This is a genomic window from Streptococcus infantis (genome assembly GCF_047463635.1).
Taxonomy (GTDB): Bacteria; Bacillota; Bacilli; order Lactobacillales; family Streptococcaceae; genus Streptococcus; species Streptococcus infantis_W.
The window spans coordinates 1-23,110 of record NZ_JASHDL010000013.1; the positions used below are offsets into that span (position 1 = coordinate 1).

The 23,110-nt window shown below is 40.7% G+C and carries 18 protein-coding genes and 1 tRNA gene; 5 read left to right on the forward strand and 14 right to left on the reverse strand.

Annotation, left to right across the window (positions count from 1 at the left end):
* Positions 1-218: 218 nt before the first annotated feature.
* From QM867_RS07790 to QM867_RS07805, 4 genes are all read right to left on the reverse strand, one after another.
* The gene (locus QM867_RS07790; protein ID WP_414315498.1) at positions 219-2,549 is read right to left on the reverse strand and encodes a DNA translocase FtsK; all 2,331 of its coding nucleotides are present in this window, start codon (positions 2,547-2,549) and stop codon (positions 219-221) included.
* Positions 2,550-2,639: 90 nt separating this feature from the next.
* Positions 2,640-4,595, reverse strand: coding sequence for a fructose-specific PTS transporter subunit EIIC (locus tag QM867_RS07795; RefSeq protein ID WP_414315499.1), 1,956 nt, complete (start codon positions 4,593-4,595; stop codon positions 2,640-2,642).
* On the reverse strand, positions 4,592-5,503 hold the full coding sequence (gene pfkB / locus QM867_RS07800; RefSeq protein ID WP_414315500.1) for a 1-phosphofructokinase: 912 nt from the start codon (positions 5,501-5,503) through the stop codon (positions 4,592-4,594). The genes QM867_RS07795 and pfkB overlap by 4 nt, the downstream gene beginning before the upstream one ends.
* Complete coding sequence (locus tag QM867_RS07805; protein ID WP_000920622.1) at positions 5,500-6,240, reverse strand: DeoR/GlpR family DNA-binding transcription regulator; 741 nt, start codon at positions 6,238-6,240, stop codon at positions 5,500-5,502. The genes pfkB and QM867_RS07805 overlap by 4 nt, the downstream gene beginning before the upstream one ends.
* Before the next feature lie 161 nt (positions 6,241-6,401).
* Here QM867_RS07805 and QM867_RS07810 point away from each other — a divergent pair.
* A tRNA-Ser gene (locus QM867_RS07810) sits at positions 6,402-6,489 on the forward strand.
* A 129-nt stretch (positions 6,490-6,618) separates the two neighbouring features.
* Here QM867_RS07810 and QM867_RS07815 read toward each other — a convergent pair.
* The 7 genes from QM867_RS07815 to QM867_RS07845 form a co-directional block, all read right to left on the reverse strand.
* The gene (locus tag QM867_RS07815; protein WP_371559239.1) at positions 6,619-7,953 is read right to left on the reverse strand and encodes an Nramp family divalent metal transporter; all 1,335 of its coding nucleotides are present in this window, start codon (positions 7,951-7,953) and stop codon (positions 6,619-6,621) included.
* 448 nt (positions 7,954-8,401) lie between these two features.
* Positions 8,402-11,578: a carbamoyl-phosphate synthase large subunit gene (gene carB, locus QM867_RS07820; RefSeq protein WP_414315501.1), complete on the reverse strand. Its 3,177-nt coding sequence runs from the start codon at positions 11,576-11,578 to the stop codon at positions 8,402-8,404.
* 337 nt (positions 11,579-11,915) lie between these two features.
* Entirely contained in the window at positions 11,916-12,995 is a 1,080-nt protein-coding gene (locus tag QM867_RS07825) for a carbamoyl phosphate synthase small subunit (protein WP_000166838.1), read from the reverse strand.
* A 49-nt stretch (positions 12,996-13,044) separates the two neighbouring features.
* Positions 13,045-13,968, reverse strand: a complete 924-nt coding sequence (locus QM867_RS07830) for an aspartate carbamoyltransferase catalytic subunit (protein WP_281335083.1) — start codon at positions 13,966-13,968, stop codon at positions 13,045-13,047.
* 19 nt (positions 13,969-13,987) lie between these two features.
* Complete coding sequence (gene pyrR, locus QM867_RS07835) at positions 13,988-14,509, reverse strand: bifunctional pyr operon transcriptional regulator/uracil phosphoribosyltransferase PyrR (protein ID WP_049549150.1); 522 nt, start codon at positions 14,507-14,509, stop codon at positions 13,988-13,990.
* A gap of 208 nt (positions 14,510-14,717) precedes the next feature.
* Positions 14,718-15,347, reverse strand: a complete 630-nt coding sequence (gene nth / locus QM867_RS07840) for an endonuclease III (protein ID WP_375555173.1) — start codon at positions 15,345-15,347, stop codon at positions 14,718-14,720.
* On the reverse strand, positions 15,348-15,890 hold the full coding sequence (locus QM867_RS07845) for a YceD family protein (protein ID WP_414273840.1): 543 nt from the start codon (positions 15,888-15,890) through the stop codon (positions 15,348-15,350).
* 168 nt (positions 15,891-16,058) lie between these two features.
* Between QM867_RS07845 and QM867_RS07850 the strand changes: the two genes are divergently transcribed.
* Together QM867_RS07850 and QM867_RS07855 are read left to right on the forward strand one after the other, a co-directional pair.
* A complete protein-coding gene (locus QM867_RS07850) occupies positions 16,059-16,388 on the forward strand; it encodes a helicase BlpT (RefSeq protein ID WP_311518635.1) in 330 nt (109 codons plus the stop codon).
* Between the two features lie 345 nt (positions 16,389-16,733).
* Positions 16,734-18,293, forward strand: a complete 1,560-nt coding sequence (locus QM867_RS07855; protein ID WP_248035383.1) for an ATP-binding cassette domain-containing protein — start codon at positions 16,734-16,736, stop codon at positions 18,291-18,293.
* Between the two features lie 325 nt (positions 18,294-18,618).
* Here the strand turns inward: QM867_RS07855 and QM867_RS07860 are convergent, their stop codons facing one another.
* The 3 genes from QM867_RS07860 to QM867_RS07870 form a co-directional block, all read right to left on the reverse strand.
* Positions 18,619-19,215 (reverse strand): CPBP family intramembrane glutamic endopeptidase, encoded by a 597-nt coding sequence (locus QM867_RS07860; RefSeq protein ID WP_248035935.1) that lies wholly within the window; start codon positions 19,213-19,215, stop codon positions 18,619-18,621.
* Between the two features lie 111 nt (positions 19,216-19,326).
* Complete coding sequence (gene htpX / locus QM867_RS07865) at positions 19,327-20,226, reverse strand: zinc metalloprotease HtpX (RefSeq protein ID WP_414315502.1); 900 nt, start codon at positions 20,224-20,226, stop codon at positions 19,327-19,329.
* Between the two features lies 1 nt (position 20,227).
* Positions 20,228-20,788 carry a LemA family protein gene (locus QM867_RS07870; protein WP_000219833.1) on the reverse strand — a complete coding sequence of 187 codons (561 nt, stop codon included), beginning with the start codon at positions 20,786-20,788 and terminating at the stop codon, positions 20,228-20,230.
* A gap of 94 nt (positions 20,789-20,882) precedes the next feature.
* Between QM867_RS07870 and rsmG the strand changes: the two genes are divergently transcribed.
* Together rsmG and QM867_RS07880 are read left to right on the forward strand one after the other, a co-directional pair.
* Entirely contained in the window at positions 20,883-21,596 is a 714-nt protein-coding gene (rsmG, locus tag QM867_RS07875) for a 16S rRNA (guanine(527)-N(7))-methyltransferase RsmG (RefSeq protein WP_414315503.1), read from the forward strand.
* A gap of 212 nt (positions 21,597-21,808) precedes the next feature.
* Entirely contained in the window at positions 21,809-23,092 is a 1,284-nt protein-coding gene (locus tag QM867_RS07880; protein ID WP_414315504.1) for a uracil-xanthine permease family protein, read from the forward strand.
* Positions 23,093-23,110 lie beyond the last annotated feature (18 nt).

Below are 23,110 nucleotides of genomic sequence, written 5' to 3' on the forward strand. Positions count from 1 at the left end.
GGATTTCGGAACTTTGACAACTTTAAGAAACGAATTTTCATCGCTCTGAATATAAAAATGAAGAGGACATCAATTGTCCTCTCCAGATGTTAGTTTTTATTCAACCCACTACAGTTGACAATGAGCCTAAAAAAGGAAACTCTATCTAAAAAGTTAGACCAATTTTGACCAACTTTTTAATAAAGTTTCCATGCATTTTTATACTTTTTTTACGTTTTTTATTGTTGTAAAACCTTTCGCGGCTTCGTTCCTTCTGCAGGTCCGATAACTCCAGCCATCTCTAATTCTTCCATCAAGCGAGTTGCTCGGTTAAAACCAACTGATAATCGACGTTGAATCATGGATGCGCTCGCTTTTTGAGTTTCAATAACCAAAGCCTTGGCTTCTTCAAATAGCGGATCTCCACCTTCATCTCCTGTGCCAGACTCACCTTCTGTCTCAGAAACCTCTCCAGGATCAAAGCTTTCATCATAGTCAGCATCTGCTTGAGCCTTGATAAAGCTAACAATACGCTCCACATCATCATCCGAGATAAAAGAACCTTGCAGACGAACAGGATGGTTTTCATCGATTGGCTTGAAGAGCATATCGCCTCGACCCAGGAGTTTCTCAGCACCATTTTCATCTAAGATAGTTCGAGAATCCGTTCCAGAAGATACAGCAAAAGCTACACGAGACGGCACATTGGCCTTAATCAGACCAGAGATAACATCCACTGAAGGACGCTGCGTCGCAAGAATCATATGAATACCAGCTGCACGCGCCTTCTGTCCAAGACGAATAATAGCATCTTCTACTTCCTTGCTGGCTACCATCATGAGGTCAGCTAACTCATCGACAATCACGACAATCAAAGGAAGAGGTACTTGTTTATACTCAGATTGAGCGTTGAATTCCTCCACCTTAGCATTGAAACCAGCAATATTACGAACGCCAATTTTGGCAAAGAGTTCATAACGATTTTCCATCTCATCCACAACTTTTTGAAGGGCCTTGCTGGCCTTACGTGGATTGGTCACAACTGGAATCAAAAGATGAGGAATATCATTATAGACTGACAACTCAACCATCTTCGGATCCACCATCATAAACTTAACTTGGTCTGGACGCGCCTTCATGAGAATACTTGCAATAATACCATTGACTGCAACAGATTTACCAGAACCTGTCGAACCAGCCACTAGCAAGTGAGGCATTTTAGCTAGGTCAAAACTACGAGCTGTACCATTGACAGCTTTGCCAAGGGGAATTTCTAGCAGATTTTCAGGTTTAGTTTGCGATTGTTCCCAGAGCTCTCGGAAGGAGACTGTCGCTATCTCTGAGTTAGGCACTTCAATCCCGACTAAGGATTTCCCAGGAATTGGAGCTTCGATACGGACATCTTTTGCAGCCAAGGCCAGAGCCAAGTCATCTGCTAGATTGGAAATGCGATTGACCCGAACACCAACGGCTGGCTTGACTTCGTACTTGGTAACCGATGGACCGATTTCAGCACGTTCAACCGTTACCTTAATACCGAAACTCGCAAAGGTTTCTTCCAAAATCTTGATATTTTCGCGAACGATTTTCTTTTCCTTGGACTGGTCTTTGGGCTTATCGGGTGCAAAAAGTTGCAAGCTTGGAAGTTTGTACTCTAAAGCTTTTTTAGCAGAAAAATCTACCTCAACATCCTCATCCTCTAAGAACTCATCTTCTTCTTGGATGTCAACTTCGCTAGGAACTTCATAGTCTGCTTGAGGGAGAATAATTTCAGGTTCTACCCATTCTTCCTCTGGAAGAGGTGGTAAATCATCAAAGTGAACAGGGGGAGCTTCTAAAATCTCGCCAGTTTCCATATCAACAGGAGGTATGTCCAACAAGGCTTGCTCTGCCTGTTCTTTCTCAAGTCTTTCCTGTTCCTCTGCTTCCTTACGAGCTTTTTCTTCTTCTCGTTTGACAAAACGTTCCTGTTTCTTCTGCTCACGTCTCTCCATCCAAAGTGCAAAACGTGCTCCAAGAAAATCAGCGACATCATAGACAGACCAGGGACTAACTAGAAGAGTACCGATCAAGATTAAGATAGCTCCGATAAAGTAAGTACCAATATTTGAAAAGAGAAAGGCGACTGGAATATAAAGGGCAACACCTAGAAGCCCTCCTCCAGCAAAGCTAGTCACACGAAAACCTGTCAAATCTGTCAAAACTTGGGCTAAAGTTCCCTTTAAGACAGCCTGCTCTAAGCCATATTTCCATACAAGATAAGCTTCAAAAATCAGCAATAAGCCTGAAAAAATGCAAAGAAAACCTGAGATTAGACCTTCTTGCTTCCGAATCCACTTGAAGAAAAAAAGATAGACTAGAGCGACAAAAATGACCAGATAGGCCAGACTTCCTACTAGTAATCGAATAAGGTTATAAAGCGTGAGTCCAACTGCTCCTAATTTCAGGGCAGCGAACATTAAGCAAAAAGCTATGACTAAGGAAATTAACATCCGTTGGATAGCTTGCTTTCTTTCTAATTCAGCTTTTGACGGTCTCCGTCTTGTTTTATTTGTATTCTTGTTTGCCATGCTTCTATTATACCATATTTCAGAAACATCTAGAAAAATCAAAAAAATGACTGCCCACTTTCGTGTTCAGTCATTTGAATCTCTTTGTGATTATTTTTCTAAAGGTTTACGAAGGTAACCATAAACCACACCACTAACAAGTGCTCCAATCAAGACAAAGACAAGGTAAAGAAGGGCATTTGTTGTAAGGGCGATAACGAAGATTCCTCCGTGAGGTGCCATGAGTTTGATACCTGCAAGACCAACGAGTCCACCTGCTACTGCTGAACCAAGGATGAAGCTTGGGATCGCACGAGCTGGGTCAGCTGCACCAAATGGAATCGCTCCTTCAGTAATGAATGACAAGCCCATAACGATGTTAGTCAAACCAGAGTTACGTTCTTCTTTTGTGAATTTATTTTTGAAGAGAAGAGTTGCGACAAAGATTGCAAGTGGTGGAACCATTCCTCCAGCCATAACTGCTGCCATGGCTACTGAACCACCTGTTGCCACTGTTGCTGCAAGAGTACCAGTACCAAAGACGTAAGCTGCTTTATTGACAGGTCCACCCATATCGACAGCCATCATTCCTCCAAGAACGACTCCAAGAAGAACAGCTGAACCACCTTCAAGACCACCAAGGAAGTTGTTCATACCAGTGTTGATTGCGGCCATTGGGATGTTAACAGCTAGCATGACAAATCCTGTCAAGATTGTTCCAAGAAGTGGCAAGAGAAGGATTGATTTAGCACCTTCAAGTGAGCGAGGAACCTTCACATATTTCTTAATCAAGAGTACCAAGGCACCTGCGATAAATCCACCAACAAGGGCTCCAAGGAAACCTGATGATACTCCTGCAAGGGCTGAAGTTGCTTCACCACCTTGAGCATAAGGGATTTTACCAAAGGCATAACCTTCTTTAGCGATAGCACCAGCTACGAAACCGGCTACCAAGCCAGGTTTTTCTGCGATAGAGTAAGCAACATATCCAGCAAATACTGGAAGCATCAAACCGAAGGCTGCACCACCAATTTTCATGAACATAGAAGCGAGTTCATGGTAAGAACCAAGATTTCCAAGGCTATCATTTGGCACACCCATAGCACCATCAATCAAGAAGGCTAGGGCAATCATGATACCACCACCGATAACGAATGGCAACATTTGAGATACACCACTCATCAAGTGTTTGTAGAAGGCACCACCGACACTTTGTTTTTCGTTAGATGCTGTTGAAGCTTGTGCTCCGTTAGCAGCATGATAAACTTCAGCATTTCCAGAAAGAGCCAAGTTGATCAACTCTTCTGTCTTACGAATACCATCTGCAACTGGACGATTTACCAATGGTTTACCATCAAAACGATCCATCTCAACTGCTTTATCTGCAGCAATAATAACAGCTTTAGCCTTGCGAATATCTTCTGCTGTCAATTGGTTACCAACACCGCTGGCACCATTAGTTTCAACCTTGATACCAACACCCATTTCAGCAGCCACTTTTTGAAGAGCTTCTTGAGCCATATAAGTGTGGGCAATTCCTGATGTACAAGCAGTTACAGCAACGATAAAGTCATCAGAACCATTTGCAGGTGTTTGAACTGGTTCCTCAGCTTTTTCTGATGCTTGATCAAAGAGTTCAATAACTTGATCAGCTGATGTTACTTGACGAAGTTTATCAGCAAAACCGTCTTTCATTAAGTATTGAGACAATTCTGCCAAGGCAGCCAAGTGAGTATCATTGGCACCTTCTGGAGCAGCAATCATAAAGAAGAGGTCAGTTGGTTGTCCATCTAAACTTTCGTAGTCAACACCCTTGTTTGACTTAGCGAAGAGAACTGTTGCTTCCTTTACAGCAGCATTTTTGCTGTGTGGCATAGCGATACCGTCACCCAAACCTGTAGAAGTCAAAGCTTCACGCGCCAAGATTCCTTCTTTAAAAGTTTCAAAATCTGTCACGTATCCGTGTTCTACCAAGCTATGAATCATTTCTTCGATAGCTGCTGTTTTTTCAGTTGCTTGTAAATCGAGCAACATGACATCTTTTCTCAATAAATCCTGAATTTTCATCTTTTTTCTACCTCAACTTTTTCATAAGTTTCTTTTATAAATGCTGCAGTCGCCAAGTCATCAGAGAAGGTAGTTGCTGTTCCACAAGCCACTCCCCACTTGAAGGCTTCTACTGCGTCTTTTGATTTGACAAACTCACCAGTAAATCCAGCAACCATAGAGTCACCAGCACCAACTGAGTTTTTCACTGTTCCCTTAATCGGTTTAGCAAAGTAGGCTCCCTCTGATGTTACCAGAAGGGCACCGTCACCAGCCATAGAGATGATAACGTTTTGAGCACCTTTAGCCAGCAACTCTCGAGCGTATTTTTCAATCTCATCTAAACTTTCGAGCTTGACTCCAAAGATAGCTCCCAGTTCATGATTGTTCGGTTTGACTAAAAGTGGTTGATAATCCAAACTATCAATCAAGGTCTGACCTTCAAAGTCACAGACCACTTGAGCACCTGTCTGACGAGTCAAGGCAATCAAATCCTTATAGATAACATTGCCTAGGTTTTTTGCACTCGAACCAGCAAATACCACTTTATCTTCTGCTGTTAAACTTGAAAGAATAGCTTTTAACTCTTCAAGTTGTTCAGCTTCAACAGTAGGACCAGTCCCATTGATTTCTGTTTCTTGATCTGCTTTGATCTTGACATTGATACGCGTATCTTCTGCCACTTGGACAAAGCGTGTTTCAATTTGCTCTTCAGCCAAAGTATCAGTGATAAATTTACCTGTAAAGCCACCGATGAAGCCTGTCGCTGTATTTGGAATATCCAAGCGTTTCAAGACACGGCTAACATTGATACCTTTACCACCAGCAAACTTATCATCACTATCCATACGATTGACACTACCAACTTCCACTTTATCCAGACGGACAATGTAGTCAATAGATGGATTTAGTGTGACTGTATAAATCATACTTCGATAACCTCCGTTTTTTCTTTGATAGCTGGCAAGAGTTCGTGACCCTTGCTTGTAATCACAATAGCTCGTTTTATAGGGGCGACCTTAGCGAAACAAGACTGACCAACCTTAGATGAATCCGCCAAAACATAGGTTTGTTTGGCATTTTCTAGAATAGCACGCTTAACAGCTCCCTCCTCCATATCTGGAGTTGTATAATAACCTTCATCCACACCGTTCATTCCGATAAAGGCACGGTCAAAGTGAAGCTGGTTAATCTGATTAAGCGCGACACCTCCGATACTGGCATCAGTTGTCATCTTGACTCCACCACCGATAATAACTGTCGGGATTTGCTTATCCACTAATTGAACCGCATGGTGAATGGAGTTAGTCACAACAGTAATGTCTTTTCGCTCCAATTCCTTAATGAGAAAGGCTGTTGTACTTCCTGCATCCACAAAGATAACATCTTTTTCTTTGATGAGGGAAGCTGCCTTTTGCGCAATTAATTTTTTCTCTTGAAGGTTTTTGACAGATTTCTCTTGAATGGTTTCTTCTTCTTGCAAGGAGTGAGGCAACTCTGCACCTCCATGCACTCGGCGAAGTTTATTTTCCGATTCCAATTCATCTAAATCGCGTCTAACTGTTGATTCTGAAGTATCTAGCAAGCCTACTAATTTCTCTAAAGTAACGACTTTATGTTTACCCAACTCCTCTAAAATCAACTTTTTTCTCTCAGTTTTTAGCACTTACTCACCTCCTGTTAACGATTACAATAATCATTCTATCACAAAAAATAGCAAAGTCAAGCACTTTTTGTCATTTTCTTTCATTTTCTAACATTTTGCCAATTGTTTGAATTTTATTTGCAAGATACTTGCCTTTATGTTAAACTATCTTAGTAAGTATTGGAAGATTACTCAAGAGGCTTAAGAGGCCGTGTTGGAAACGCGGTAGGCGTGTGAAAGCGTGCGTGGGTTCGAATCCCATGTCTTCCGTTGCTATAGTGTGGCTGCATCTTGATGTAGCTTTTTATAATGGATTTTCGTCTATCAATGATTTGAATTGCAAAAAATCACCCAAGAGTTAACTCTCGGGTGATTTTTTCTACTTCATGTTAAAAGATCTTAAAAAATATCAAACAGCAATTTCACATTGAGGATGGTCAAGATAATGGAAACGATATAACCAAGGATAGTATTCCATTTGGCATTGGTAAATTCTCCCATCAGTGATTTTTTTGAAGTGAGATAAATCAAGGGGAAGATTGAAAATGGAAGAGCGATTGAGAGAAAGACCTGTGAATAAACCAATAACTGATCCAAAGTTTTTTCCTGATGACCAAACAGAACCGCTACTATCATGACAGGGAGCAAGGCAAAGAGACGAGTCGCCAAACGAATGAACCACTGAGGCAATCGCAAATGTAAGAAACCTTCCATAACGATTTGTCCAGTCAAGGTACCCGTAATTGTCGAATTTTGACCACTGGCTAATAAAGCCAAGGCAAACAAGGTTGATAAGGTCGAGCTAGCTATAGCTCCTGCAATAGTAGAATCCTGCAAGGCATTATACATTTGAGAGAAGGCAGAAATCTCAGATGCATGGCCGAAAAAGAGAGCCGCCCCGAGAATTAATAGAAGGGAGTTAACCACAAAGGCCAAGGATAATTGGAGATTTGAATCCCAGGTCATAAAGCGCACGGCTTTTCGAACATCATTCTTGTCCTTGTGATTGATTTTCCGAGTTTGAGACAAGGAAGAATGCAAATAGAGGTTATGGGGCATAACCGTTGCTCCCACGATCCCTAGTGCCAAGGTTAATTGACTTTCATGCCCTGGCAAGGGACTTTCAAATAAGGTTGCATTCGGTAGATAACCCTCAACGATTCCTTGGAAGCTTGGATGTGACAAAGCTACCAGATAGGTAAAAATTGCTAGAATGGTTAAAATCAGTGTTGTCACAATAGCTTCAATCTTCTTAAAGCCAAATTTCATCAGAAGCAATAAGAGAAAAACATCCAACACGGTCAAGAGAATTGCTATCATAATCGGAATCTTAAAGAGAAGATTGAGAGCAATCGCTGAACCTAGAACTTCTGCCAGATCTGTCGCCATCAAGGCTAATTCTAAAATCACCCATAGACTATAACGAAGCCATTTAGGTGAATGATGAGCCGTTGCTTGAGCCAGGTCCATCTGGGTTACAATCCCAAGCTTTCCTGCCATCTGCTGAAGTTGCATGGCAATGAGAGATGAAATCAAGATAACAAACAAGAGACTATACTTATAGGAAGCACCACCGACTACACTGGTAATCCAGTTTCCTGGATCCATATAACCAACTGCGACAAGAGCACCCGGACCTAAAAAGGCCTTTAAATTTTGCCAGAAATGATTGTTATTTGGAGTATCGATAGATTGATTAATCTCAGAGAGTGACACTTTTTTATGAGAAGACATAGATACTTACCTCTTTCTAAACCTACTTTTTCATTATTTTCTATTAGAGAAAAATAAGATTGACTTTAAACTATTAAAACAATGAAAACTATATGAAAAACATTTAGTTTTTTCATTATTTTTCTTAAGGCACCTTAATATTTTTCTTAAGGCACCTTAATTATAACACAAAAAATGAAAACTATATGAAAAACATTTAGTTTTTTCATTATTTTTCTTAAGGCACCTTAATTATAAAAAATATGATAAAAACTTAAGAAAATTCAACAAAATTTTAGGGAAAGTCAGAATAAGTCTACTCATTAACGATAATGATAAATCTATTGATAAACTTTGACATTTAATGGTGAACTGTAACTATTATTTCTAACTCGATTTCTCTATAAAAGAGGAAAAACCAGCGTCTTTTGACGCTGGATAAAAGCTACTTAGATCATTTAACAAGAAACTAAATTGCTTCTGTAACGAAGCTACGGCTTTCAAGTACCTTAAGCATAGCATCCGCTGTATCCAAAGCTGTAAAGAGAGGAACTCCGTGTTCAATAGCTGAACGGCGGATTTGTTCACCATCTTCATCAGCAGTTCGCTTAGTACCAACTGTGTTGATGATAGCTTGGATTTTCCCTTTACGAACATAGCTTGGGATATCATGTTCATCATCACCAATTTTCCCTACCAATTGGGCCTTAAGACCATGATTTTCAAAGAAGGATGCTGTTCCTTGAGTTGCCAAAATCCCGTATCCAATCTCTTGGAAACGACGAGCCAATCCCAAAGATTCTTCCTTGGCATCATCAGCGATGGTAAAGACAACATTCCCAAAGGTTGGCAAGTGAAGATAAGAAGCTTCAAAGGCTTTATAGAGAGCTTTTTCCAAAGTCGTATCAGAACCCATAACTTCCCCTGTTGACTTCATTTCAGGACCAAGTAAGCTGTCTACCTTAGCTAGTTTGGTAAAGGAGAAGACAGGTGCCTTGATATGAACGCGAGTGCTTTCTGGATAAAGGCCATCTTGGTAGCCAAGTTCTGATAAGCTTTGACCAAGAATGAGCTTGGTTGCTACTTGAGCCATAGGAATATTGGTCACCTTAGAAAGGAATGGCACCGTACGGCTGGCACGTGGATTGACCTCAATAACGTAGACTTTTTCATCTTTGATAACAAACTGAATGTTCATCATTCCAAGGCAGTTAAGACCAATTGCTAGGCGTTTTGTGTAGTCTGCAATGGTTTTCTGAACCTTTTGCGACAAGGTTTGTGGTGGGTAAACGGCCATTGAGTCACCTGAGTGGACACCAGCTCGTTCTATGTGCTCCATGATACCAGGGATGAGAACATTTTCTCCGTCTGAAATGGCATCAACTTCACACTCTTGTCCAACGATATAAGAGTCAACAAGAACTGGATGGTCTGGACTAGCCTTAACCGCTGTACGCATGTAAGAACGAAGATCTTCTTCATTTTCTACGATTTCCATGGCACGTCCACCAAGTACATAAGATGGGCGAACAAGAACTGGGAAGCCAATCTTGCGAGCTGCAAGGACTGCTTCTTCTTCATTGGTAGCCGTTTGTCCTGGTGGCTGTGGAATATCCAAGTCTTTGAGAGCTTGCTCAAAGAGGTCACGGTCTTCGGCACGGTCTAGGTCAGCAACCTGCGTACCAAGGATAGTCACACCTGCTTTTGCTAATGGCTCAGCAAGGTTGATAGCTGTTTGACCACCAAACTGAACGATAACACCTTTTGGTTTCTCCAAATCGATAACATTCATGACATCTTCGAATGTTAATGGTTCAAAGTAAAGTTTATCCGATACAGAGAAGTCGGTTGAAACTGTCTCTGGGTTTGAGTTCATAATGATGGCTTCGTAGCCAGCAGCTTGAATTGCCTTAACAGAGTGAACAGTTGCGTAGTCAAATTCAACCCCTTGACCAATACGGATTGGACCAGAACCTAGGACCAGTACAGATTCCTTATCAGACTTGATAGACTCATTTTCCCATCCATATGTTGAGTAGAAGTACGGAGTTTCTGATTCAAACTCTGCCGCACAAGTGTCAACCATCTTGTAAACTGGGACAATCTTGTTTTCCAAACGAATCTGGCGAACTTGGTCAGCTGTCGTTTCCCATAGTTCAGCAATCTTACGGTCTGAAAAACCATTGAGTTTTGCAGTTTTCAAAACTTCAAGATCTTGTGGATGTGAGCCCAATTCTTGCTCAATTTCAAAGATATGCAAAAGTTTATCAAGATAGAAGATATCAATTTTTGTGAGTTCAGCAATTTCCTCTATTGTATAACCACGTCTGATGGCTTCTGATACGTAAAAGAGACGGTCATCTTGAGCCTTAACAACTTTTTCAATCAAGGCATCATCTGAAATCTCTGCCAGTTCTGGAATTTCATTGTGGTGAACACCGATTTCTAGTGAGCGACAGGCCTTGAGAAGGGATTCTTCAATGTTACGACCAATGGCCATAACTTCTCCAGTCGCCTTCATCTGAGTACCAAGACGGCGTTCACCCTTTTCAAACTTGTCAAATGGGAAGCGCGGAATTTTGGCAACCACGTAGTCAAGGGCTGGCTCAAACATGGCATAAGTTGAACCTGTAACTGGGTTAATAACTTCATCTAAGGTCAACCCTACAGCAATCTTAGCCGCCAATTTAGCGATTGGATAACCTGTCGCCTTGGAAGCAAGGGCTGACGAACGAGATACACGAGGATTTACTTCGATAACATAGTACTTAAAACTGTGTGGATCAAGCGCAAGCTGAACGTTACATCCGCCTTCAATCTTGAGAGCGCGGATAATGCTCAAACTAGCATCACGAAGCATTTGGTTTTCATAGTCTGACATAGTCTGCGCTGGGGCAAATACAATAGAGTCCCCTGTGTGAATCCCAACGGGGTCAAAGTTTTCCATGTTACAAACAACAAGGGCATTGTCAGCTGAGTCACGCATGACTTCGTATTCGATTTCCTTAAAACCAGCAATCGAACGCTCAATCAAACACTGGGTAACAGGTGACAACTTCAAACCATTTTCAGCGATTTCACGCAATTCTTCCTCGTTGGCACACATACCACCACCAGTACCACCGAGAGTGAAGGCTGGGCGGACAATAACTGGGTAACCAATAGTTGCTGCAAAGGCAACGGCTTCTTCCACTGTGTTGACAATTTCTGATTCTGGAATTGGTTGCTTGAGTTCTTCCATCAATTGTTTAAAGAGATCGCGGTCCTCTGCTTGGTCGATAGCAGACAATTTAGTCCCGAGAAGTTCTACTCCCAATTCATCAAGAATACCATTTTTAGACAACTCCATTGCCATATTAAGCCCTGTTTGACCTCCAAGTGTTGGAAGCAAGGCATCTGGACGTTCCTTACGGAGAATACGCGTTACAAACTCAAGTGTAATCGGTTCGATGTAGACCTTGTCTGCAATCTCTTTATCCGTCATAATGGTTGCAGGATTTGAGTTAACCAAGACAACCTCATACCCCTCTTCTTTCAAAGACAAGCAGGCCTGGGTTCCAGCATAGTCAAACTCAGCAGCCTGACCAATAATAATCGGACCAGAACCAATCACCATAATTTTTTGAATATCAGTACGTTTAGGCATTTACAAGATATTAAGGGCGTCAAGCGGACAAAGCTAAAATAGGAGTTATGACGAAGAACCGTCAGTTCTAGGAATAACTATCTTTTTAGCACCGTCCGTAGCCCGTATTCAATTCAGCAAATACGGAACACCCTTCTCCTTTCTATTCGGCAACTCTCTGGTTGCCATTAAATAAATTCTCCGACGATTTTTTAGCGGAACGATGCTTTTCGGTAAAAAATCTAGTGCAGGGAGTTTTTAGTTCGCCTAATAGCGACTAAAAGAAACGACCTGCCTTTCTATTCGTCGCCTCACTGAGCGACATTAAATAAATTCTCCGACGATTTCACACTCGTCTTTAGTTTGCTTGTTTGAAGGCTTCCATCATCTCGATGAACTCGTCAAATAGATAACTGGCATCGTGCGGACCTGGTGCAGCATCTGGGTGGAATTGCACAGAGAAACCTGGTTGGTATCTGTGACGTACACCTTCAACTGACTTGTCATTGATTTCTTCATGAGTAATCATCAAATGGTCTGGAAAATCTTCACGACTTACTGCATATCCATGGTTTTGACTAGTAAAGTCCACGCGCCCTGTTGCAATTTCACGTACAGCGTGGTTAAATCCACGATGACCAAATTTCATCTTATAGGTCTTGGCACCATTTGCCATCGCAAAGAGTTGATGCCCCATACAAATACCAAAGATTGGAATCTTGCCAAGAATACCACGAATCATATCAAGTGCTTCTGGTACATCTTCTGGATTTCCCGGTCCATTTGACAACATAACTCCGTCTGGATTCAAGTGAAGGATTTCCTCTGCTGTTGTAGTATAAGGAACGACCGTTACATTACAATCTCTCTTAGACAACTCTCTTAAGATTGAATGCTTGAGACCAAAGTCTACAAGTACCACGCTTAAACCTACTCCTGGAGCTGGGTAAGCAGTTTTTGTAGAAACCTGTTTGATATTATCTATTGGTAAAACAGTTGCTTGAAGCTGATCTGTGATGTGATCGATACTATCTCCCACATGTGTCAGAGTCGCTCTCATAGTTCCATGTTTGCGAATAATTTTTGTCAAAGCCCGTGTATCAATACCTGAAATACCAGGGATTTTCTTAGATTTCAAAAATTCATCCAGCGTCATCTGGTTGCGCCAGTTGCTGGCTCTACGAGCTTCTTCAAATACCACTACACCTTTACAGGTTGGACTGATAGACTCGTAGTCATCACGGTTAATTCCATAATTTCCAACCAAGGGATAGGTAAAAGTTAGAATTTGCCCATTATAAGACTGATCCGTAATGGATTCTTGATAACCGGTCATCCCAGTATTAAAGACGATTTCACCAGTTACATCAATATCAGCCCCAAAGGCTTTTCCTTCAAAAATTGTTCCATCTTCTAAAACTAGAAGTCGTTTAGTCATAAATTCACCTCTCGTGGATGCTCTCAGGCATCTTTTAACGTTTTGTGTCTTATTTTGCGTTTCTGTAAGTCAATACAGATTCTAAAATTGCCATTCTGACAAAGACACCATTGGTCATTTGTTGAACAATACGTGATTTTGGTGCTTCGACCAAGTGATCAGCAATTTCAACATCGCGATTTACAGGAGCAGGATGCATCAGAATAGCTTTATCTTTCAAGCGATTATAACGTTCTTGAGTCAAACCATGCTGGGCATGATAGCCCTCTTTTGAAAAGACTGTTCCACTTTCATGACGCTCATGCTGAACACGAAGAAACATCATCACATCAACTTGGTTAATGATTTCATCAATGCTTACAAACTGTCCATAGTCTGCAAACTCTTGACTTCTCCATTCCTCAGGACCAGCAAAGTAGAGTTCTGCTCCTAAGCGCTTTAAGATTTGCATATTGGATTTAGCCACACGCGAATGGTCAAGGTCACCAGCAATGGCTACCTTGAGTCCTTCGAAGTGTCCAAATTCTTCATAAATCGTCATTAAATCAAGCAAGCTTTGGCTTGGGTGTTGACCCGAACCATCCCCACCATTGATAATCGAAGTCGTAATCGTCGGACTATCAATCAACTCTCTGTAGTAATCTACCTCGGGATGTCTGATGACACAGGCATCTACTCCCAAGGCTGACAAGGTCAAAATTGTATCGTAGAGTGTTTCACCCTTGTTGACTGAACTTGTTTTTACATCGAAGTCCAGTAGCTGAAGGCCCAGTTTAATCTCTGCTACTTCAAAAGATTTGTGGGTACGAGTCGAACTCTCAAAGAAGAGATTAGAGACGATGTGTTGGTCTTCATAAGAAGCCTTTGCTCCATTTTTAAACTCAATTCCTCGTTTAATCAATTTCATGACTTGTTCTACAGTAAGGTCTTCCATTGAGACTACATGTTGAATGGCTTGTTGATTTTCTGACATGGCTAACTCCTTTGGCTATCTAAGCTTCTTCGGTAATAAGAACACGATCTTGTCCATCTAGTTCAGTCATCTCTACGATGATTTCTTCTGAACGACTGGTTGGGATATTTTTCCCTACATAGTCTGGACGAATCGGTAATTCTCTATGCCCGCGGTCAACTAGAACAGCTAAACTCACACGAGAAGGACGACCATGACTTACGATGTTGTCAATAGCTGCTCGGATGGTCCGACCTGTGTAAAGCACATCGTCCACCAAGATGACCTCACGTTCTGTCACATCAACAGAGATTATAGAAGTATCTTCACCGCTTTTGACATCGTCACGGAATGGTTTGGTATCTAACTCAACAACTGGCACTGAGATAGATTCCAACTGTTCCAATCGCTCTTGGATACGGTGGGCAATGAAGACACCGCGTGTTTTTATCCCAGCCAGTACAATCTTGTTCAAATCTTTATTTCGCTCGATAATCTCATAGGTAATTCGAGTAATCGCTCGCTTGACGGTCAATTCGTCTACAACTTCTTTTGTCTTCATGACAAACCTCCAAAAAGAAAAGTCTCCTTAAACAAGGAGACTTCAGAATGTATAGTTAAGCTAGCTCTACCAAAACAGCAGAGACTCCACCCTTCTACTTGATTCAGCTCCTTGCCTGCCTCACGGGACAGGATTAAAGGAATATTTGATTGGTACTACTATAACACAAACTAGGAATCGATGCAAGAAAAAACACAAGAAATCAATTTTATAACGAACTAAAATCGTACAACTGTGGATAGTGATCACATTCTGGATTTTTCGGATGACAGATAGCACGACCAAAGTAAATCATAGCCTGATGGGCTGCCAACCATTCTTCTGGTGGCAAGACATCCATAACACGTTTTTCGACCTCAAGGGGTGTAGCTGATTTTTTAACAATATCGTGGTGTTTACAGATTCGCTCTACGTGAGTATCTACTGCAAAAGCTGGAATACCGAATCCCACGCTCAAAACTACGTTAGCTGTTTTTCGGCCAACTCCTGCCAAACTCTCTAATTCTTCCCTAGTCTGAGGGACTTGACCGTCAAAATCATCCAGGAGTTGTTGGGCACATTTTTTCAGAAACTTAGCTTTATTTCGATAAAGCCCAAGACGAGAAATATATGTTGCAATTTCACTCTCACTTGCTTCTGCCATAGCTTGCGGGGTTGGAAAGGCCGCAAAAAGTCCTGGTGTAGCCTTGTTGACTGCCGCATCTGTCGTCTGAGCTGACAACATCACCGCAACCAAAAGTTCAAAATGGTTGCGAAAATCTAGACTTGGTTTCGCATCTGGAAAAAGAGCGATGATTTCCTCAATGACATGACGGGCACGTTTCTTGGATAAAACCATCTATTCGTCTCCGTCAAACAGTCCTTGTAAACCTGCAAAAGGACTATTTTCTTCTTTCTTGACTGCCTGTTGAGCTTGATACTCGTCCTCAGACATAATTTGCCAGTCATTTCCAGAAACAAATCCTTGACCAGCTTCTTCTTCAGCCGTCAAGACCTTTATAGGAATGTTGAGCAGGATATTGTCTGACACGCTCTCAGCAAGGTCAAGTTCTCCATTTTCGATAGGTAAGACCAAGTCATCATCTAAAACTTCTTGATCAAGTTGGTTAGTTGCGCCTTCCATGAAAACTTCCGTTACTGGATAAGATTCTTTCAATTCTACCGGTTCCATGCTACGGCTAGATTCTAAGACGATTGTGTAAGACAACTGATAATCTAGGAAAAACATAAGGTCTTCGTACTGAACTTTTCCAATAGCGACAATATCTTTTACATCTAAAATTTCTTGATTACGGTCACGCAAGTCAGCTGCTAAGTCTAAAGTCTGCTCAAAGTGCAAGCCTTCAGGCTGCTTACGGATTTCTTGAATATTTAATTTCATACTTCCTCCATAAAGATTTACTCACTTGATTATACCATGAAAGAACCGCAAGCAAGGCAACTAAACTTTCAAAAAATCATTCTCTATTTTTTGATATATTTATTATGACAATTTTATTTTTTGTGCTATACTATAGACATCAATACATGGGCAAAGGAGGACGCTCATATGGAAGATAAAGAACTAATCTTAGAAGCTTATCAACTCATTTCCGAGTTAAACAAAGCTTACCAGACTTGCAAACAAGGATTGCCTGATGATCTGCGCTTGCAGCAAAATATCGACGAGCTACTCAATCAACTTAAAAAGACAGAGAAACTCGATAACTCTATCTTAATTGATCTGGAGAAATTTTACCAACATACCAGTCTCTTGATTGGACTTGGCACCCTTAAACTCAATGAAGAAGCTCGCACAGCTTGGAGAAACTATGACAAATTCCACTACGATCAAGTCAAACACGTACTGACTCTCTATGGACCTGTTTTTGGTTTTTAAAAATAGAGGGTTTTCTGGCTTAATCTTGACAAATTTTCTCAAAAAGAGTATGATGATTTCAACAATACTCGGAGGTAAGGGAGACATGAACAACTAAGTCTATCAAATAAAGAACCTTTATTTAGTAGATCTTGTTTTTGTCTCTTTTTGTGTGCTCTTTTATGCTCTTTTTCTGGCATTTTATACTCAATGAAAATCAAAGAGCAAACTAGGAAGCTAGCCGCAAGCTGTACTTGAGTACGGTAAGGCGACGCTGACGTGGTTTGAATTTGATTTTCGAAGAGTATTAATAGAGTTTTTTTGACATAGACATTGGCTCTACTAGGTAAAGTAGAGCTTTTTGTTATGCAATATGAACATTCTAGAAAGGACAATAATATGATAAAAATCAATCATCTGACCATCACACAAAACAAAGATTTAAGAGACCTTGTTTCCGATTTAAACATTACCATCCAAGACGGAGAAAAGGTCGCTATTATAGGCGAAGAAGGAAATGGAAAATCAACCTTACTACGAGCTTTAATGGGGGAAGCTTTGCCTGATTTTACTATCAAGGGCGACATCCAGTCTGACCTTCAGTCCCTGACCTACATTCCCCAACATCTCCCTGAAGAACTGAAAAAAAAATCTCTGCAGGACTACTTCTTTTTAGAGTCTACAGATTTGGACTACAGCCTTCTCTATCGCTTGTCTGATGAATTACACTTTGACAGCAGTCGTTTTGCAAGTGATCAAGAAATTGGTAGTCTCTCGGGTGGTGAAGCTTTGAAAATTCAGCTCATCCATGAATTTGCCAAACCCTTTGAGATTTTATTTTTAGATGAACCTTCAAATGACCTAGATCTTGAGACGATTGATTGGCTAAAAAGTCAGATTCAGAAGATGAGGCAAACCGTTATTTTCATTTCTCATGATGAAGACTTCCTCTCTCAAACGGCAGACACCATTATCCACTTGCGACTAGTCAAACATCGAAAGGAAGCTGAAACCCTAGTCGAGCACTTAGACTATGATCGCTATAGTGCCCAAAGGAAGGCTAACTTTGCCAGACAAAGCCAGCAAGCTGCCAACGACCAAAGAGCCTATAGCAAAACTATGGAAAAACATCGCAGAGTCAAGCAAAATGTCGAAACTGCCTTGAGAAATACTAAAAATGATGTTGCTGGTCGCCTATTAGCTAAAAAGATGAAAAATGTTCTTTCTCAAGAAAAACGCTACGAAAAAGCAGCTCAGTCCATGACCCAAAAGCCATTTGAAGAGGAACAAATCCAACTTTTCTTTTCAGATATAGAGCCATTAGCAGCTTCTAAAGTCTTAGTTCGACTGGAAAAGGAAAGTTTGTCCATTGGTGAACGTGTTTTGGCTCAAGGGCTACAATTAACTATCCGTGGTCAAGAAAAAATCGGCATCATCGGTTCCAATGGAGTTGGCAAATCGACTCTGTTAGGCAAGTTACAACAACTACTAAGTGACAAAAGTGAGATTTCACTTGGATTTATGCCACAAAATTACCAAGAAACATTGCAATTGGATTTATCCCCAATAGCCTATCTCAGCAAAACTGGGGAAAAAGAGGAACTGCAGAAAATCCAATCTCACTTAGCCAGTCTCAATTTCAGTTATCCAGAAATGCAGCATCAAATTTGCTCCTTATCTGGCGGGCAACAGGGTAAACTCCTACTTTTGGATTTAGTCTTGCGCAAACCAAACTTTCTCCTTCTGGATGAACCCACACGAAACTTTTCTCCAACTTCTCAACCCGAAATCAGAAAACTCTTTGCCAATTATCCTGGTGGTCTGGTCACTGTTTCACATGATCGACGTTTCTTAAAAGAAGTCTGTACCAGTATTTATAGTTTGACAGAGCATGGTTTAAAAGTAGTTGATTTACAGGATTTATAAATGTAGCAAATAGCAAGTGGCTGGGCAAAAACTAAATTTCAGCAGAAAATCAAGTAAATCTTCCCACAATAAAACGCATACTATCAAGGTTTTTCAACACCTGATATGATGCGTTTTTTGATTTTAAAGACTTTTTGCCCAGACTCGTTGGATGTGCTCAATTTGTTCTGATATTAAGGGTTTAGTATAGAAGAGTTTTTGAGGAGCCTTGTTATAGAAGGTTCTGTTACATACTCTACAAGACACCTCATGGCTAGCTATTGTTACAGTTCTATAGGGAAAAAATTTTACCTATATTTATAAACTAAGGTATTCTAATTTGGCCTTATCTAAAATACATAAAGCAAAATGCAACTAGATTATTGAGGAAATGTAAAAGAATGGAATTCCAAAGATTGTCGGAAGTCTTATACCTTATACCAAATGCCACACCCATACCTAAATAGGTGATAAAACTAGGAATCGTATAGGGGCCATGTAGATAAGCAAAGAGAACCGATGTGCCAACCAATCCAATATATGTATTCTTAAATACTGTCCCTTGTAACAGTCCTCGCATAAAAATTTCTTCAGTAACAGGTGCTAAAATGCAGAGATCTAGAAAGAGCACAGGCAATGAAAGTGATAAACTTTGAATTGATTGAGTAGTGTCTGATTGGGTAGGTCCTAAAAAATTGACCAACATATAAAATAAGAAAAGCAAGGCGTAGGAGAGAAGCCACTTCAACATATCTTTTAGGCTGATTTTTCGAATGTGAAACAGGTCATACTTTCTTCCTACATAAAAAAATATTGCAATCTCAACAAGTGTAAAAATGATTGATAGGGCTAATGAATTTGTCCGCATGACTTTGTCAGCTATACTCAAATGTATTGGCGTGAAAATTAAAATCAAGAAAAAGGTCATCCAACGCTTATACATGATTCACCTCACTAGTTTTTAATTACATATATTATACTACTTTTTTGTGAGAGAACAAGTCACAAGTGAGGTGGTTGATGCAAAAATCCAGAGAAAAATCTCTGGATGTTTTTACATATGTTGCAAACGCTCAATCCGTTCTGAGATTGGCGGATGAGTATAGAAGAGTTTTTGCAAGCCACCTCGTTTTTGAGGATCGTTGATGTAAAGTGCACTGCTAGCATCATCCACATGACGGCTCATCGGCTGACTATTGTCCAGCTTACGAAGGGCATTGATCATCCCTTGAGGATTACGAGTCAACTCTACACTTGAAGCATCTGCTAAAAATTCTCGTTGACGAGAGATAGCTAGTTGTACCAAGGTTGCTGCTAGGGGAGCCAAAACAATTGCTAGGAGAGAAACGACTAGCATAATAATTTCAAGTCCCCCGTTATCACGGTCATCACTTCTACGACCACGACCTGCACCTCCCCACCACATCATGCGTCCAGCCATACTTGATAAAAGTGTAATCGCACTGGCAAGGGCAACCGCAATAGTAGAAATACGAATATCATAGTTACGAATGTGACTGACTTCATGGCCTATAACCGCTTCTAACTCTTCACGATTCATTATCGCTAAGAGTCCTGAAGTTGCTGCTACAGCTGCATTTTGAGGATTTGAGCCTGTTGCAAAGGCATTTAAGCTAGCATCATCAATGATGAAAACACGGGGCATGGGAATCTGAGCGACCATAGCCATATCTTCTACTACATGATAAAGAGTTGGTGCTGTCTGCTCATTCACCTCACGCGCACCATTCATGGACATGACAATCTCTGTCGATTGAAAAATCATGGACAAGGCATAAATAAAGCCGATAATCAGAGCGATAACTAAGCCACCAAGACCAGACCGCATAAAGAGGTAACCAACTGCATATCCAACCAAAGCCAAAAGTAAAAAGAATACTAGTAATAAAATCCAAGTTCTTCGCTTATTACTCGCAATTTGATCAAACAACATCTTAGTCACCTAAACCGCTAAAATCAACTTTAGGAACTGCCTTTTCCTCTTCAGGTGTTTGAAGGAAATCTGCTGCTTTAAATCCAAACATTCCAGCGATAATATTGCTTGGGAAAGTTTCTAATTTTACATTGTAGTTGCTGACAACACTGTTGTAAAGTTGACGAGAGTAAGAAATTTTATTTTCTGTGTTTGTCAACTCCTCTTGCAATTTAACAAAGTTTGCACTAGCTTTCAAATCTGGATAGCTTTCTGCAACTGCAAAAATACCTGAAACCTGACGAGTGAGGGCATCACTAGCTTTCATAGCTTCTGCTGGTGAAGTCGCTGCCGCCACTTGGTTACGAAGTTCTGCCACCTTTTCAAGAGTAGAACCTTCATATTTAGCATAACCTTTTACAGTCTCAATCAAGTTTGGCAAGAGATCGTTACGACGTTTCAACTGAACATCAATCTGACTCCATGCCTCCTTAGTTTGCATACGATTCTTAACCAAACCATTATAGCTAACAATCACAAAAATAACAATAAGAGCTAAAACTCCAAGAATAATCCAAGTCATGATATAAGTCCTTTCTACTTTTAGATTAGTACCAGTATATCAAATTTCTATCTTTTTGTGGTAAAATAAGATGATACTAAAGAAGGAAATAACTATGAAACCAGAAACATTTTACAACCTGCTTGCCGAGCAAAATCTTCCACTTTCGGACCAGCAAAAAAAACAATTTGAACGCTATTTTGAGCTCTTGGTCGAGTGGAATGAAAAAATCAACCTGACTGCTATTACAGAAAAAGAAGAAGTCTATCTCAAACACTTCTATGATTCCATCGCTCCTATTTTACAGGGATTGATTGAAAACCAGCCCATTAAACTCTTAGACATCGGTGCTGGAGCAGGTTTTCCTAGCCTTCCCATGAAAATCCTCTATCCTCATCTAGATGTAACCATTATTGACTCTCTCAATAAACGAATCAACTTTCTGAATCTATTAGCCAAAGAACTAGGTTTAGAAAATGTTCACTTCTATCATGGACGTGCCGAAGACTTGGCCCAAGATAAGAACTTCCGTGCTCAGTTTGATATTGTTACAGCTCGTGCTGTTGCCCGTATGCAGGTCTTATCCGAGTTGACTATCCCCTACCTGAAAGTCGGAGGAACATTGCTTGCACTTAAGGCTAGCAATGCTCCTGAGGAATTAACTGAAGCTAAAAATGCCCTCAATCTTCTCTTTAGTAATGTTGAAGAAAACCTCAGTTACACTCTTCCTAACGGAGACCCTCGCTACATTACTATTGTCGAGAAGAAAAAAGAAACTCCAAATAAATACCCAAGAAAGGCTGGCATGCCTAACAAACGTCCGCTTTAAATTTTTAAGTAAAAAAATATTTACAAAGTTTATAATTTCTGCTATACTATCCTAAGCAAAGGTTTTTAATGTCATCCCGTGAGGTGACGAAGACGCAGAAATATATGAAATTCTTTAATATTGGGATAACCATGTTTTGAAGAAGTCTTACTCTGAGAGCCTATTGCTGTAAAATAATGGGCTCTTTTTTGATGCCCAAAAGTGAGGTTAATATGAAACAGGAATCAACTGTTGATTTGTTATTAGACGTTGACCAACGTCCTTCAGCTGGAAAAGGAATTCTTCTTAGCTTCCAGCACGTATTCGCCATGTTTGGTGCTACTATCTTGGTACCTTTGATCTTGGGAATGCCTGTATCTGTTGCCCTTTTTGCATCAGGTGTAGGAACACTCATTTACATGATCTGTACTGGCTTTAAAGTTCCAGTTTATCTGGGTTCTTCTTTTGCCTTTATCACAGCTATGTCACTTGCTATGAAAGAAATGGGGGGCGATGTATCTGCCGCTCAAACTGGGGTTATTCTTACAGGTTTTGTCTATGTCCTTGTTGCTACAAGTGTTCGATTTGCAGGTACAAAATGGATCGACAAACTCTTACCTCCAATCATTATCGGTCCTATGATCATCGTTATCGGTCTTGGACTTGCTAGTTCAGCTGTTACCAACGCTGGTCTTGTAGCGGACGGAAATTGGAAAAACGCTCTTGTAGCAGTTGTTACTTTCTTGATTGCTGCCTTTATCAATACAAAAGGAAAAGGCTTCCTACGAATCATCCCATTCCTATTTGCCATTATCGGTGGTTACCTCTTCGCTCTAGCTCTCGGCTTAGTTGATTTCACCCCTGTTCTTCAAGCTAACTGGTTCGAAATCCCTGGTTTCTACCTACCGTTCAATACAAGTGGTGCCTTCAAACAATACAACCTTTACTTCGGTCCTGAAACAATTGCTATCTTACCAATCGCAATCGTAACCATTTCAGAACATATCGGAGACCACACTGTTTTAGGTCAAATCTGTGGACGCCAATTCTTGAAAGAACCAGGTCTTCACCGTACTCTTCTTGGTGACGGTATCGCAACTTCTGTTTCTGCCTTCCTTGGTGGACCAGCCAATACAACTTACGGAGAAAATACAGGGGTTATCGGTATGACTCGTATCGCTTCTGTCTCAGTTATCCGTAATGCTGCCTTTATTGCAATTGCCCTTAGCTTCCTTGGTAAATTTACTGCTTTGATTTCAACAATTCCAAACGCTGTACTTGGTGGTATGTCTATCCTTCTTTACGGGGTTATCGCAAGTAACGGTTTGAAAGTCTTGATCAAAGAACGTGTTGACTTCGGTCAAATGCGTAACCTTATCATCGCAAGTGCTATGTTGGTGCTTGGACTTGGTGGAGCAATCCTTAAACTTGGTCCAGTTACCCTTTCAGGTACTGCCCTATCAGCTATGACAGGTATCATCCTAAACTTGATCCTGCCATACGAAAACAAAGACTAATCCATATAGAATCAACAA